Raw genomic sequence first — 14,387 nt, 5'->3', positions numbered from 1 at the left:
TTCGAGATCGCAACCAACCGTGCCGACGCTGCTCCATAATGGAAGGTTACGACCTGTCACTCGTGTCCGCTAGTGGGTGCTGATGCGATGCCGCCGTGCGGCGTGGTTTGGGCGTAAGCCGTCAACTACCCCGCCGTTTCTCCCGCTTCCCCCTTCCACACCAGCACCGGCTTGCGCGCCGCCAGCGTCTCGTCCAGCCGCGCGCGCGGGGCGAAGTGGGGGGCGGATTTCAGCGCCTGGTCGCCCGCCTTCGCGCGCTCCGCCACGCTGCGCAGCGCGCCGATAAACTGGTCGAGCGCCGCCTTGGACTCGGTTTCGGTCGGCTCCACCAGCATCGCGCCGTGCACCACCAGCGGGAAATAGACCGTCATCGGGTGGAAGCCCTCGTCGATCAGCCCCTTCGCCACGTCGAGCGTCGAGAAGCCCTCGGCCAGGTTCGCGTCCGAGAAGATCGCCTCGTGCATGCACGGCCCCGCCCCGGCGAAGGGCGCATCCAGCGCGTCCTCCAGCGAGCGCAGGATGTAATTGGCGTTGAGCACCGCATCCTCGGCGACCTGGCGCAGCCCATCGGCGCCGTGGCTGAGGATATAGGTGAGCGCGCGCGTGAACATGCCCATCTGGCCGTGGAACGCGGTCATCCGCCCGAACGTGTCGGGGTGATCGTCGCCCGCGGTCTCTTCCTCGATCAGCGCGATGTGGCCGTCGGCCATGCGCGCGGTGAAGGGCAGCGGGCCGAACGGCGCGAGCGCTTCGGACAGCACCACCGGCCCCGACCCCGGGCCGCCGCCGCCATGCGGGGTGGAGAAGGTCTTGTGCAGGTTGATGTGCATCGCATCGATGCCCAGGTCGCCGGGGCGTACCCGGCCGACGATCGCGTTGAAGTTCGCGCCGTCGCAATAGACATAGCCGCCCGCGTCATGAACCGCGTCGCTGATCGCCTTCAGATCGCGTTCGAACAGGCCACAGGTGTTGGGGTTGGTAATCATCACCGCGGCGACGTCCGGCCCCAGCCGCGCCTTCAGTGCCGCAGTGTCCACGCGGCCGTCGGCGGTGGCGGGAATGTCCTCCACGGTGAAGCCGGCGAAGGCGGCGGTCGCGGGGTTGGTGCCGTGCGCGGATTCGGGCACCAGCACGACCTTGCGGTGCCCCTCGCCGCGCTTTTCCAGCGCCGCCTTGATGCACAGCATGCCGCACAGCTCGCCATGCGCGCCCGCCTTGGGGCTCATCGCGACGCCGTACATGCCGGTCAGCCGGATCAGCCACACCGCCAGTTCGTTGATGACCGCCAGCGCGCCCTGCACCGTATCGACCGGCTGCAGCGGATGCACGTCGGCAAAGCCCGGCAGCCGCGCCATCTTCTCGTTCAGCCGCGGATTGTGCTTCATCGTGCACGATCCCAGCGGGAAGAGCCCCAGGTCGATCGCGTAATTCTGGCGGCTGAGCCGCGTATAATGGCGCACCGTCTCGGGCTCGGAGAGGCCCGGCAGGCCGATCGGCGCCTTGCGCGTCAGGTCGCCCAGCCGATCGTGCGCGACATCGCCTTCGGCGAAATCGACGCCCGTCGTCTTCGTGTCGCCGATCTCGAAGATCAGCGGCTCCTCCAGCATCAGCGCCTTGTTGCCGGTGAAGCTCTGCACGGGCGCGCGCCGCTCGGGCGTCATCTCGGGGCGCCAGCCGCTCGGATTGATGCTCATGCCAGGGTCTCCTCCAATGCGGTCGCCAGTGCCTCGACATCCTCCGCGGTGGTCGTCTCCGTCACCGCGACCACCAGCCCGCCCGCGAGCGAGTCGATGCCGGGATAGAGCCGGCCGAGCGACACGCCGGCCAGGATGCCGCGGTCGGCCAGCGTGCGCACCACCGGGCGCGCCTCGCGCGGCAGCACCAGCGTGAATTCGTTGAAGAAGGTATCGTTCATCACGCTCACCCCCGGCACCTGCGCAAGACGCCGCGCGGCGTGGACGGCGCCGGCATGGTTGAGCCCCGCCATCCGTCGCAGCCCCGCCTCGCCCAGCAGCGTCATGTGGATCGAGAAGGCGAGCGCGCAGAGCCCGCTGTTGGTGCAGATGTTGCTCGTCGCCTTTTCGCGGCGGATATGCTGCTCGCGCGTCGACAGCGTCAGCACGAAGCCGCGCCGGCCATCGGCGTCCACCGTCTCGCCGCACAGCCGCCCCGGCATCTGGCGGACATATTTCTCCTTGCAGCCGAACAGCCCGACATAGGGGCCGCCGAACTGGAGCCCGACGCCGAGCGACTGGCCCTCGCCGACGACGATGTCCGCATCCATCTCGCCGGGCGCACGGATCGCACCCATCGCGACCGGCTCGGTCACCACCGCGATCAGCAGCGCCTTGTGCGCATGGCAGGCCTCGGCCAGCGGCGTCAGATCGGCGATGCGGCCCAGGATATCGGGATATTGCACCACCACGCAGCTCGTCTCGCCGTCGACCGCGGCGATCAGCGCGTCGATATCGGTGTCGGCGGACAGCGTCGGCGTGGACGTTTCCAGCACGTCGCCGGTGTACTTCGCCATCGTTTTGGCGACCGAGACATAATGCGGGTGCAGCCCCGACGACAGGATCGCCTTGCCGCGCTTGGTTATCCGCCGCGCCATGCCGACCGCTTCCCAGCAGGCGGTCGATCCGTCATACATCGACGCGTTGGCCACGTCGGTGCCGAGCAGCCGAGCCACCTGCGTCTGGAATTCGAAGAGCATCTGCAGCGTGCCCTGCGCGATCTCGGGCTGATAGGGCGTGTAGGCGGTGAGGAATTCGCCACGCTGGATCAGGTGATCGACGCTGGCGGGCACATGATGCCGATACGCGCCGCAGCCGAGGAAGAACGGCACCTCGCCGGCGACGGTGTTCCGCCGCGCGAGCGCGGTCATGTGCCGCTCGACGCTCAGTTCGGAGGCATGGTCCGGCAGGCCCTCGATCGGCCCGGCGAGCCGTGCGGCTTCGGGCACGTCGGCGAACAGCGCGTCGATCGTGGCGGCGCCGATGACGCCGAGCATCTCCTGGCGGTCGGACGGGGTAAGCGGCAGGTAGCGCAATTCATTTCTCCATCGCCCTCACCCTTCCCACCGCCTGCGGCGGCGTGCCCCTTCCCTCTCGCATCCAGAGAGGAAGGGAGGCGCCAAGCGCCGGAAGGGCAAGGGTGATCCGGTAGGGATTACAGCTTGGCGACGAACGCCTCGTAGGCGGCCTCGTCCATCAGCTCTTCCAGCTCGGACGGATCGCTGAGCGTGATCTTGAAGAACCAGCCCTCCGCCTCGGCATCGCTGTTCACCAGCGCAGGCTCGTCGGCGAGCGCGGGATTGCCCTCGATCACGTTGCCCGACACCGGCGAATAGACGTCGGATGCGGCCTTGACCGATTCGACCACCGCGGCCTCGTCGCCCTTGGTCAGCCGCTTGCCGTCCTCGGGCACGTCGACGAACACGATGTCGCCCAGCTGGCTCTGCGCATAATCGCTGATCCCTACGGTGCCGACATCGCCGTCGACATCGACCCATTCATGATCTTCGGTGAAATAACGGCTCATGTCATTTTCCTCCTGCACGGACATAGCGGTGGGGAACGAAGGGCATCGCGGCCACGGTCGCGTGATGGACCTTGCCGCGCTGATAGAGGCGCACGGCGGTGCCGGGCACCGCATCGGCGAGCGGGACATAGGCCATCGCGATCGCCGCACCGACGCTGGGCGCGAAGCCGCCGCTGGTGACCCGGCCTACGGGCGTGTTCGAGTCGTCGATCACGCTCGCACCCTCGCGCACCGGCTGTCTCCCCTCGACCATCAGGCCGACGCGCTTGACCGCGGGCCCCGCGGTGCGTTCGGCCAGGATGCGCGCGGCACCGGGGAAATTCGCCTCCTCGCGGCGGCGCTTCGACAGCGCAAAGCCCAGATCGGCCATCACCGGCGTCGTTTCGGCATCGAGGTCATGGCCATAGAGCGGCAAACCCGCCTCGAGCCGGAGCGAATCGCGCGCGCCGAGGCCGATCGGCTTCACCTCCGCCTGGGCGAGCAGCGCGTCGGTCAGCCGCTCGACCATCGCGGCAGGCACCGAAATCTCGCACCCGTCCTCGCCGGTATAGCCCGAACGGCTGATCCAGAGATCGGCGCCTTCCCAGGTGAATGCCTGCCCCTGCATGAACACCATCGCCGCGACGCCCGGCACCAGCCGGTCGAGCGCCGCAACCGCCTTCGGCCCCTGCACCGCGAGCAGCGCGTGATCCTCCATCAGGTTCAGCGTCACGTCGTCGGGCAGCGCGGCGAGGATATGCGCGATGTCATCATATTTGGTGGCGCCGTTCACGACCATATACACGTCGTCGGGCGCGATCCGCGTCAGCATCAGGTCGTCGAGGATGCCGCCATCGTCGGCCAGCAACAGCGAATAGCGCGCGCGGTGCATCGGCAGGCCGGCGATATCGGCGGGCAGCAACGTCTCGAGCGCGGCGTCGGTGCCGGCACCCGTGAAGCGGAGCTGGCCCATATGGCTGACGTCGAACAGGCCGGCCTGCTCACGCGTCCACAGATGCTCGGCCATGATGCCGTCATACTGGATCGGCATCTGATAGCCGGCGAATTCCACCATCCGCGCGCCATGCGCCCGGTGCCAGGCGTCGAGCGGCAGTGGCTCAGCGGCGGGGGCGACATAGTCGTCCGCATGGTCGATGATGGTCGAACTGCTCATGCACGGTCTCCGTCGAAGGCGCGGCCTCGGCGGGGTGCTGCCCCACGTCGGTTCGAACCCCCTCTGTCACGGGAACCTGAGAGCTTTGACCGGCATGTCCGCGCGGGCGGCGGCCGGCTTACCCCTTCGGTGGCGGACCGTCGGCCCGCGCTTTCCAGAGTGTCATGGCCCCGCGCGGTCCCTGCTGCCTGAGAGATTCCGGGGTGGTTGCTCCTTCGGCGATCCCTGGCCTTCGAAGCCTTGGGCCCTGAAAGGACCCGGGATGCTCTCCCGCGCGTGACATGCCGGTCGCCCGGCATCGACACCCCGATCTCTGCCGCGTGCGCGCGGGGGTGTCAACGCGGCTTGGCGTGCGAATCTATCGTGTGGCGTTGTACTTCAACTGGTCGTCGGTGAGCTGGAAGCCGACGAGCGCCTCGAACGTGGCACTGGCCACCGCCTTGCGGATGTCCGGCTGGGTCAGCGGGTCGATCGCGGCATCGGCGTCGCCCGCCTTGCGCTTGCGCGTCAGCTTCTCGCGCACCGCCTCGGGCAAGGTGGCGGCGGCGCGCGACACCGCGCTCGAGGCGGTGCCGGTCGTATGCGCGCGCGGCTGGCCGGCGTCGAAATGCAGCGCCACCGCGCCGACGCGCTTGGCGACCACGACGTTGCCGCCGCGCACCACGGTGATGAAATAGGGCAAGGTCACGTCGCGCGCGCCCTCGGCATGCGTGCGGCGAGCGTCGACGTCGAAGGTGACGGTGGTGCCGATCTGGTCGGTCGTATCGTCGCAGGTCGAGCGCAGGTTGGTCATCGTCGCGACCAGGTCGATGGCGGTCGAATCGCGGCTGGTGGCCGGATCGAACAGCGTCACGTCGCCCGTGTTGGCGGGCAGGCCGACGATCGGGCAGGCCGAGCGCACCGCGGTGATGCCGCCGGTTTCGTCGATATCGCCATGATGGCGGGCACAGCCGCCAAGCAGCAGGGCCGCGGTAGCGACGGCGATCGGGACGGATTTGGAGGCTTTCACGGGTACGCGCACCTTCTCGAAACGGCGGCCGGCATGAATCTGCGCGTGCCTCACTGGTGGCGGAGCATAGAAACCGGCTCCGCCGCGTGCAAGCGAACCCGTGATCCCATGGCCATGATCGCTGCGGCGATCGCGCGCCCGTCCTCTTCCGCGCGGCCCGGCAATCGCGTAGATGGCGAAATTGTCATGATAATCGCCAAGCCTCCGCTCGCGTTGACCATCGCCGCCCCGCGCGGCTTCTGTGCCGGCGTCGATCGGGCGATCCAGATCGTGGAGCTGGCGATCGCAAAACATGGCGCGCCGGTCTATGTGCGGCACGAGATCGTCCACAATCGCTTCGTGGTCGATGCGCTGAAGGCGAAGGGCGCGGTGTTCGTCGAGGATCTGTCGGAGGTGCCCGACGGCGCGCCAGTCGTCTTCTCGGCGCACGGGGTGCCCAAGACGGTGCCGGCGGAGGCGGACGGGCGCGGGCTGGACTGGCTCGACGCCACCTGCCCGCTGGTGTCGAAGGTGCACCGCCAGGCCGAACGGCTGGTCGCGGCGGGGCGGCACATCCTCTTCATCGGCCATGCCGGCCATCCCGAGGTGATCGGCACGCTCGGCCAGGTGCCGCCGGGCACGATGACATTGGTGGAAAGCGAGGCCGATGTCGCGGCACTCGCGCCCGCCGACCCGGCAATGCTCGCCTTTCTCACCCAGACCACGCTGTCGGTGGACGACACCGCGGCGATCGTCGCGGCGATCCGCGCGCGCTTTCCCGACGTCGCAAGCCCGCGCGGCGAGGATATCTGCTACGCCACGTCGAACCGCCAGGCGGCGGTGAAGGCGATGGCGGAGGAATGCGACGCGATGCTCGTGATCGGGGCACCCAATTCGTCCAACTCGGTGCGCCTCGTCGAAGTGGCGGCGCGTGCAGGGGTGCGCGCGGCGCTGATCGAGCGCGCGGACGATCTGGACTGGGACTTTCTCGAGGGCGTGGCGACGCTCGGCATCACTGCGGGTGCGTCGGCGCCCGAGCTGCTCGTCCGCGAACTGGTCGACCGGCTCGCGACGCGGTTCCAGATCACGGAGCACGAGCTGGAAACGGCGCGCGAGACGATCGCGTTCAAGCTGCCGCGCAGCCTCGAAGCGATCGGCTGAACAACGATGGCGGTATACACGCAGGTGTCGGCGGAAGCGCTGACGCGTTTTCTCGAACGCTACGATCATGGCGCGCTCGTCTCGGCCAAGGGCATCGCCGAGGGCGTCCAGAACAGCAACTATCTGGTCGACACCGATGCCGGCCGCTTCATCCTGACGCTCTACGAGGAGCGCACCGAGACGGCCGACCTGCCCTTCTTCCTCGCGCTGCTCGATCACCTCGCGGCCGACGGCAATCCGGTGCCGCGCGCGCTGCCCGATCGGGGCGGCGCCGCGATCCAGGCGCTGGGAGGGCGGCCCGCCTGCCTGATCGAGTTCCTGAACGGCGTCTCCGTATCGCACCCCACGCCCGCGCAGGCGCATGCCGCGGGCGCCGCGCTCGGGCAGCTCCATGCGAGCCTCGCGGGCTTCGCGCAGACCCGCGCCAACCCGCTGGGCGCGGATCGGTGGCGCACGATGCTCGCGCAATGCGGCCGCGCCATCGACGTGATCGAGGCCGGTTTCCACGACCGCGTGGCCGAGGCGCTCGACGCGGTGCTGGCGGCGTGGCCGCGCGACCTGCCCGTTGCCGCGATCCATTCGGACCTCTTTCCCGACAATGTGCTGATGCTCGGCGACCGGGTGACCGGGCTGATCGATTTCTATTTCGCCTGCACCGACATCCGCGCCTATGATCTGGCGGTGATGCACACCGCCTGGGCGTTCGATGCGCGGGGAGAGGGCTATGACGCGGCCGTCGGCAACGCGCTGGTCGCGGGGTACGAGACGCGCTTTCCCCTGTCCGATGCCGAGCGCGCGGCGTTGCCCGTGCTGGCGCAGGGCGCGTGCCTGCGTTTCCTGCTGACGCGCGCCTGGGACTGGCTCAACACGCCGGCCGATGCGCTGGTGACACGCAAGGACCCGCTGGCCTATTGGCGGCGGCTTCGATCCTACCAAAGTCGGAATTTGTTCGCATGACTCCCGTCCAGATCGCCACCGATGGCGCGTGCAAGGGCAATCCCGGCCCCGGTGGCTGGGGCGCGCTGATCCGCGCGGGCGAAACCGAGAAGGAATTGTCGGGTGGCGAGGCGCTGACCACCAACAACCGCATGGAGCTGACCGCCGCGATCGAGGCGCTGAAGGCGCTGAAACGCCCCTGCGCGGTGACGCTGTCGACCGACAGCCGCTATGTGATGGATGGCCTGACCAAGTGGATCAAGGGCTGGCAGAAGAACGGCTGGAAGACCGCCGATCGCAAGCCGGTGAAGAACGCCGAACTATGGCAGGCGCTGCTCGCCGCCGCCGCGCCGCACCGGATCGATTGGCAATGGGTGAAGGGCCATGCCGGCCACCCCGACAACGAACGCTGCGACAAACTCGCGAGCGACGCCGCGGTGATGGCGGCCCGGCGCGGCTAGACTTGGGCGGCGATCCCTCGACCCGTTCGCCCTGAGCTTGTCGAAGGGCCTGTCCGGAATGCGAAGGCACGCCCACGGAGGAAGGCACGCCTGCGAGAAGCGTGCTTCGACAGGCTCGGCACGAACGGATGAGGGGTTCGATCAACCTGACGTCATCCCGTTCTAACGCCCGAACCGGCCCGGTGCGTAGCGCGCCGGATCGACGGGAACCGCCACATCCTCACCCAGCAACAGGCTGGCCGCAAGCGACGCCGCGGCGGGTGCGGTCTGGATGCCGAAGCCGCCCTGCCCCGCACACCAGAAGAAGCCGGGCACCCGCGCATCGAAGCCATAGACGGGCCGCCGATCGGGCGCGAAGCTGCGCAAGCCCGCCCAGCGCCGCTCGACCGCCGCTGCCCGCCAGTCGACCACATGCTCGAAACGGTCGATCGCGGTTGCCACGTCGATTTCCTCGGGCGCGGCGTCGCACGGGTCGGTGGGCGCCTCGTCGTGCGGGCTGAGCCATAGCCGGCCGCCGGGCTCGGGCTTGAAATAGAAGCGGCCGGCGATATCGGCGACGTGCGGCAGCCCGGCAGGCGCGGGCGGATCGGTGCGCAACTGCACGACGGTGCGGCGATAGGCGCGGATGCCGATCGGGTCGACGCCCGCGGCGCGTGCCACCACGTCCGCCCAGGCACCCCCCGCATCGACCAGAACGCGCGCCTGGAAAATACCTGCGCCGGTTTCGATCGTCCACCGGTCCCCCGCGCGCGTGGCGGCGTGGAACGGTGCGCGCGTCGCCAGCACGGCGCCGGCGCGGCGCGCAGTCGCCAGGTGGGCGGCATGGAGCGCGGCGACGTCGATATAGGCGCAGCTCGGCTCGCTCACCCCGAGCGTCCATTCGGGTCGCAGTCCCGGCACGATCGCGGCCGGATCGACTCGCTCCAGCCTGACCGGCGTGTCCGCGAACTCGGCGAGGAAGGCGTCGATCGCAGCCGCGTCCCGCGCCCGCCCGATATGGAGCGAACCGAGCGGCTGGAGGAAACCGCCCGCCTGCAACGCGGCCCGCGACGCGGTGGTGAGCGGCTGGATATCGGGGCCGCCATAGGTTTCGGACCAGAAGGCGGCGGACCGGCCGGTGGCGTGATAGCCCGGCGCATCCTCGCCCTCGATCAGCAGCACGCGGGCGCGTGCGCCGATCGCGGCGGCGAGGCTGGCGCCCGCGATCCCCGCGCCGACGATGGCGATGTCATAGGTCATGCGGGGGCGCGGGAATCGAGAAAGGCGTCGATCGCGGCGATGGCGCGGTCGCGCACCGGATCGGCCTCGCGCAGGATCTCGTGCGCGGATTCAGAACCGAAGCGGAGCGTCTCGGCATCGCGCATCCGCGCCGCGATCCGCAGCGCCGCGGCCGAATCCACCAAACCGTCGCGATCGGCGAGCAGCATCAGCACCGGCGTGTCGACCGCGCCCAGCCGCGGATCGGCCGCGACGCGCGCGGTGGAGGCGAACGCCGCCGCCAGCCAGCCCCAGCTCGGCGGCCCGAGCCGCAGCGACGGCTGTGCAGCGTGCCAATGAAGTTCGTCGGCATAGCGTGCGGCGTCGTGAGTGAGCAGCGCCTGACGCGAGAGCCGCGCACCCGGTCGCTCGTTCGCCTTCCACGCCGGGCGCGCGGGATCGCCGATCGCCGCGATGCCGCGCGCGAGCCACCCGCCGAGACGCGCGCCCAGCGGCGATTTCAGCCCGAGCATCGGCGCGACGAGCACCGCGGCCTGCGGATCGATCGCGCCTTCGACCAGCGCGCGGTGGACGAGATGGCCGCCCATCGAATGGCCGATCGCCACGCGCGGGCCCGCCTCTGTCGCCGACCATTCGCGCCAGAACGCCGCAACATCGGCGACATAGGCCGCGAAATCGCGGGCATGGCCGACGTTCGGGTCCGCGGCCAAGCGCCCCGATCCGCCCTGCCCGCGCCAGTCGAACGCGGTCACCGCCCAGCCCCGCGCCTGCAGATGCGCCAGATATTCGAGATATTTCTCGAACATGTCGCCCCGCCCCGCCTGGAACAGCACGCGGCCGCGACGGCCGTCGCCCGGCCAGTCGATCCGCCGCAATGGCCAGCCGTCCGCCGCCGCCCAGTGCGAGACGGTCGCACCGGGCGGGATCGCGCGGTTGGAACGGGGCGGGATGGGCATCGGCACATGGTTACGATTTGGAAAGCCCTGAAGTCTATGACGAAACCCGATGACTTTGGAATCGCTACAGGTTTGGCTGCTGCTCGTGCTCGGCGCGCTGCTCGTCTGGGTGGGCATCGAGGATGCGCGCACCCGCGAGATCGCGAACTGGAAGAACGCCGCCGTCGCGCTGCTCGCGCCGGTCTGGTGGTGGGCGCTGGGCGTGACGCCGTGGCCGGGCATCGCCGAGCAATTGCTGCTCGCCGCCGTGGTCTTCGCGGTGTTCTGCGCCTGTTTCCACATGGGCTGGATGGGCGGCGGCGACGTGAAGCTGCTCGCCGCGCTCGCGCTGTGGCTGCCGGCGGGCGTGTTCCTGACGATGCTGATCGTCATGTCGCTGGCAGGCGGCGTGCTGACGCTGGCGATGCTGACCGAGCAGCGCTGGCGCCGGCGCGAGGGTCTGCTGGAGATCCCCTATGGCGTCGCGATCGCCTTTGCCGCGCTGATGTCCCTGCGCGAACCGATCCTTAATCAATTCGCGTGATGCTTAACACCGGATCAACCGGCAACGGCCCGAAAGGCACGACTCACCATGGATAGCCGCAAAGTCCTTCTGCTGGCAGGCTCCCTGTTCGTCGCGGGAACGACCGCGTTCCTGGCCCGCTCGCTGATGACGGGCAGCGCCGCGCCGCAGGCGGGTGCGGTGGTCGCCGCGCCGGTGATCGACGGTCCGATGGTGCTGGTCGCCACCCGCGCGCTGCCCGTCGGCACCATCCTCGATGCGACCGCGCTGAAGTTCCAGCCCTGGCCCAAGGAGCTGGTCGACAACGCCTATTTCCTGCGCGACAAGACCGACCTGAAATCGCTTCAGGGCACCGTGGTGCGCAACGCGATCACCGCGGGCCAGCCGGTGACCCAGGGCGCGCTGGTGAAGCCCGGCGATCGCGGCTTCCTGGCGGCGGCGCTGGGGCCGGGCATGCGCGCCGTCACCTTCCCCGTTTCCGCGCAGACTTCGGTCGCGGGCTTCGTCTTTCCCGGCGATCGGATCGATCTGGTGCTGACGCAGACCGTTCCCGGCGGCGGCGACGGCCAGCCGCTGAAGGTATCCGAAACGATCATGCGCAACATCCGCGTGCTCGCGACCGACCAGCGCACCGACAACGCCGTGGGCGAGGACGGCAAGACCGTCGTGCACACCTTCGGCACGGTCACCGTCGAGGCGACGCCCAAGATCGCCGAGCAGCTCGCGGTGGCGCAGACGGTCGGCTCGCTCTCGCTGTCGCTGCGCTCGATCGCGGACAATTCCAGCCAGCTCGAAGAGGCGATCGCCTCGGGCTCGGTGAAGATGCCGAGCGGCAACGATCCACGCGCGGAAAAGGCGATGATGCTCCAGCTCGCGAGCCAGCCGCAGACCGGCAACCCGACCTTCGCGACGGGCGCCGACGTGTCGCGCTTCCAGCGCAGCAGCGTGCCGGCGAAATCGGCCGGCGGCAGCTTCGGCGGCGGCCCCACCGGGATCACCAACGCGGCGCCTGGCCTAGCCGTCGGCGGCGCGGCGCCGGTCTACACCGGCCCCGTCGTCCATGTCGCGCGCGGCAATTCCGTGACCGATGTTGCGGTCGGTGCGGGTGCGCCGCCGTCGGTGCCGCGCCGCGCCGCGCTGCCCGCGGGCACGACGATGACCATCACCACGGCGACCGCACCGATGCCGGTCGCTCCGACGCAGGCCGTTTCGGCCATGGGGAAGAACTGAGATGCGCAACCGCCTGATCCCCCTTGCCCTGCCGATCGCGGCCGCGCTGGTGGTGAGCCCCGTGGCCGCCGCCCCCGGCCGCCCTGCGACGGCCGCTATGGCCGCCACCGCGCTGCCCGCCGTCGTGCAGGTGGCCACCGGGCGCGGCCGGCTCATCACGCTCGCGCAGCCGATGAGCGACCTGTTCGTGGCGGACGACAATATCGCCGACGTCCAGGTCCGCTCGCCGACGCAGCTCTACGTCTTCGGCAAGAAGGGCGGCGAGACGACGATCTCGGCGACCGCGAAGGGCGGCGGCGTGGTCTTCTCGGCGACCGTGCGCGTCGGCAACAATTTCGATTCGATCGGCCAGATGCTGGGGCTCGCGATGCCCGAGGCGCATGTGGTGGCGACGCCGATGAACGGCCTCGTCCTGCTGACCGGCACCGTCGCCGCTCCCGAAGACGCCGCGGAGGCGGAGCGCCTCGTCCAGGCGTTCGTCGGCGATACCGTGAAGGTCATCACCCGGCTGAAGACCGCGACGCCGCTTCAGGTGAACCTGCAGGTCCGCATCGCCGAGGTCAGCCGGTCGTTCATCAAGAATGTCGGCGTCAACCTCGCCTCGGCCGACAGCACGGGCGGCTTCAAGTTCGGCATCGCGCAGGGTCGCGCCGCCGGCAGCCAATTCTCGCCTGGCGGCCCGCTCGGCACGGGAGTCACCAACGGCAGCGTGGGCACAAGCGTCATCACCGCCGCCGCGACGGGATCGACGTTCGGTTTTGCGGGTCATCTGCTTGGGCTCGACCTGCTCGGCGCGATCGATCTGGGCGAAACGACGGGTCAGGTGACGACGCTCGCCAATCCCAATCTTACCGCCCTGTCGGGCGAAACCGGCACGTTCCTCGCCGGTGGCGAGGTGCCGATCCCGATCGCACAGGGGCTGGGTGCGGTGTCGGTCGAATACAAGCAATATGGCGTCGGCCTCTCCTATACGCCGACGGTGCTGTCCGACGGCCGCATCTCGCTCCGCGTGAAGCCCGAGGTGTCGCAGCTCGACTATTCGAACGCCGTCACGCTCAACGGCACGCGGGTTCCGGGCCTCACCACACGCCGCACCGAAACGACGGTCGAGCTGGGCTCCGGCCAGAGCATGATGATCTCGGGCCTGCTCTCCAATTCCCACAACAATTCGATCGACAAGGCGCCGGGCCTCGGCGACCTGCCGATCATCGGCGCGCTGTTCCGGTCGAACAGCTGGCAGCGCAACGAGACCGAGCTGGTCATCATCATCACCCCCTATCTCGTCAAGCCGGTGAACAATCAGCGTGACATCGCGCTGCCCAGCGACGGCTACAAGGCGCCGACCGATCTCGGCCGCGTGCTGATGGGCGATCTGGCGAAGGGCACGCGCGGCGGTCAGCGTCCGGTGCCGACTGCGGTGCCGATGGAGACGAACCCGACGATCGGTGCGGCGGCGAGCGTTCCGGTGGTGCCTGCCCCACCCGCCCGCAGCGCCGCTGCGGACGCGCGCCGCGACCAGCCCGAGGCCAAACCCCTGGCGAAATCGGCCAAGCCGCTGCCGGCGCCGGGATTTTCCGAATGACCGCCGCCCGCATCCTTCCTTCCGTCTCGCCCCAAGGATTTCGCCCGATGACGACGCGATCGCTTCTCCTCGCCGCGCTGGCGCCCGCGCTGCTGCTCGGCGGCTGCATGGGCACGCAGAATCGCGGGATCGAATCGGTCCACCAGCCCGTGGTGACGCGCAACGACTATGCGCTGGACGTCGGCACCGCCGGCGACGCGCTCGCCTCGGGCGAGCAGCAGCGGCTGCGCGGATGGATGGACACGATGCATCTGGGCTTTGGCGACCATGTGGCGATCGACGATCCGGCGGCCGAGGGTCGGCGCGCACGCGCGCAGGTCGCGGCAGTGGTCGCAGGCTACGGCCTGATCCTCTCGGACGACGCGCCGGTGAGCCCCGCGCCCGTCACGCCCGGCACCGTGCGCGTGATCGTCAGCCGGATGGCCGCGGGCGTGCCCGGCTGCGCCGACTGGAGCCGCGACGCGAGCCATGAATTCGATAGCAACACCTCGTCCAATTACGGCTGCGCGACGAACAAGAACCTGGCCGCGATGGTCGCCCGTCCGGAAGACCTCGTCCACGGCCGCGACAGCGATGCGGTGACCGATCCCGCCGTCGCCGGGCGCGCGATCGACGCCTACCGCAAGAGCATCGCCGCCGGCGCCAAGGGAACCAAGTGAG

General features: G+C 69.5%; 14 protein-coding genes and 1 riboswitch. Of the genes, 7 read left to right on the top strand and 7 right to left on the bottom strand.

All coding sequences use genetic code 11. The features are described from left to right. Window positions 1-125: 125 nt before the first annotated feature. The 5 genes from gcvPB to OXQ95_RS16025 all read right to left on the bottom strand — a co-directional run bounded on the left by gcvPB (window position 126) and on the right by OXQ95_RS16025 (window position 5,702). Entirely contained in the window at window positions 126-1,694 is a 1,569-nt protein-coding gene (gcvPB, locus tag OXQ95_RS16045) for an aminomethyl-transferring glycine dehydrogenase subunit GcvPB (protein WP_267382491.1), read from the bottom strand. Further along, on the bottom strand, window positions 1,691-3,049 hold the full coding sequence (gene gcvPA, locus OXQ95_RS16040; protein ID WP_267382490.1) for an aminomethyl-transferring glycine dehydrogenase subunit GcvPA: 1,359 nt from the start codon (window positions 3,047-3,049) through the stop codon (window positions 1,691-1,693). The genes gcvPB and gcvPA overlap by 4 nt, the downstream gene beginning before the upstream one ends. 119 nt (window positions 3,050-3,168) lie before the next feature. Beyond that, window positions 3,169-3,540 carry a glycine cleavage system protein GcvH gene (gene gcvH / locus OXQ95_RS16035; protein WP_242095247.1) on the bottom strand — a complete coding sequence of 124 codons (372 nt, stop codon included), beginning with the start codon at window positions 3,538-3,540 and terminating at the stop codon, window positions 3,169-3,171. A gap of 1 nt (window position 3,541) precedes the next feature. Beyond that, a complete protein-coding gene (gcvT, locus tag OXQ95_RS16030) occupies window positions 3,542-4,693 on the bottom strand; it encodes a glycine cleavage system aminomethyltransferase GcvT (protein ID WP_267382489.1) in 1,152 nt (383 codons plus the stop codon). A 165-nt stretch (window positions 4,694-4,858) separates the two neighbouring features. Beyond that, a riboswitch (glycine riboswitch) is annotated at window positions 4,859-4,976 on the bottom strand. Window positions 4,977-5,051: 75 nt separating this feature from the next. Continuing rightward, window positions 5,052-5,702: a hypothetical protein gene (locus tag OXQ95_RS16025; RefSeq protein ID WP_267382488.1), complete on the bottom strand. Its 651-nt coding sequence runs from the start codon at window positions 5,700-5,702 to the stop codon at window positions 5,052-5,054. A gap of 186 nt (window positions 5,703-5,888) precedes the next feature. On the opposite strand from OXQ95_RS16025, the gene ispH reads away from it, so the two are divergent. From ispH to rnhA, 3 genes are read left to right on the top strand one after another with little or no spacing between them, the layout of a single operon-like run. Then, complete coding sequence (gene ispH, locus OXQ95_RS16020; RefSeq protein ID WP_242095244.1) at window positions 5,889-6,842, top strand: 4-hydroxy-3-methylbut-2-enyl diphosphate reductase; 954 nt, start codon at window positions 5,889-5,891, stop codon at window positions 6,840-6,842. Between the two features lie 6 nt (window positions 6,843-6,848). After that, window positions 6,849-7,799, top strand: a complete 951-nt coding sequence (thrB, locus tag OXQ95_RS16015; protein ID WP_267382487.1) for a homoserine kinase — start codon at window positions 6,849-6,851, stop codon at window positions 7,797-7,799. After that, window positions 7,796-8,239, top strand: coding sequence for a ribonuclease HI (gene rnhA / locus OXQ95_RS16010; RefSeq protein ID WP_267382486.1), 444 nt, complete (start codon window positions 7,796-7,798; stop codon window positions 8,237-8,239). Before thrB ends, rnhA begins: the two co-directional genes overlap by 4 nt. A 162-nt stretch (window positions 8,240-8,401) precedes the next feature. On the opposite strand, the gene OXQ95_RS16005 is transcribed toward rnhA, so the two are convergent. Further along, entirely contained in the window at window positions 8,402-9,478 is a 1,077-nt protein-coding gene (locus tag OXQ95_RS16005) for an FAD-binding oxidoreductase (protein ID WP_267382485.1), read from the bottom strand. Then, entirely contained in the window at window positions 9,475-10,413 is a 939-nt protein-coding gene (locus OXQ95_RS16000) for an alpha/beta hydrolase (RefSeq protein ID WP_267382484.1), read from the bottom strand. The genes OXQ95_RS16005 and OXQ95_RS16000 overlap by 4 nt, the downstream gene beginning before the upstream one ends. 49 nt (window positions 10,414-10,462) lie before the next feature. Between OXQ95_RS16000 and OXQ95_RS15995 the strand changes: the two genes are divergently transcribed. The 4 genes from OXQ95_RS15995 to OXQ95_RS15980 are packed head-to-tail and all read left to right on the top strand — an operon-like array spanning window position 10,463 to window position 14,386. Further along, a complete protein-coding gene (locus OXQ95_RS15995; RefSeq protein ID WP_267382483.1) occupies window positions 10,463-10,936 on the top strand; it encodes a prepilin peptidase in 474 nt (157 codons plus the stop codon). A 48-nt stretch (window positions 10,937-10,984) separates the two neighbouring features. After that, window positions 10,985-12,145, top strand: coding sequence for a Flp pilus assembly protein CpaB (cpaB, locus tag OXQ95_RS15990; RefSeq protein ID WP_242095238.1), 1,161 nt, complete (start codon window positions 10,985-10,987; stop codon window positions 12,143-12,145). A 1-nt stretch (window position 12,146) separates the two neighbouring features. Further along, window positions 12,147-13,727 carry a type II and III secretion system protein family protein gene (locus OXQ95_RS15985; protein ID WP_267382482.1) on the top strand — a complete coding sequence of 527 codons (1,581 nt, stop codon included), beginning with the start codon at window positions 12,147-12,149 and terminating at the stop codon, window positions 13,725-13,727. A gap of 47 nt (window positions 13,728-13,774) precedes the next feature. Further along, complete coding sequence (locus tag OXQ95_RS15980) at window positions 13,775-14,386, top strand: CpaD family pilus assembly lipoprotein (RefSeq protein ID WP_267382481.1); 612 nt, start codon at window positions 13,775-13,777, stop codon at window positions 14,384-14,386. Window position 14,387: the final 1 nt, after the last annotated feature.

Source organism: Sphingomonas sp. GC_Shp_6 (genome assembly GCF_026540835.1).
Taxonomy (GTDB): Bacteria; Pseudomonadota; Alphaproteobacteria; order Sphingomonadales; family Sphingomonadaceae; genus Sphingomonas.
The sequence above is the reverse complement of the archived record's forward strand: the minus strand, read 5'-3'. Positions and strand labels throughout refer to the sequence as shown.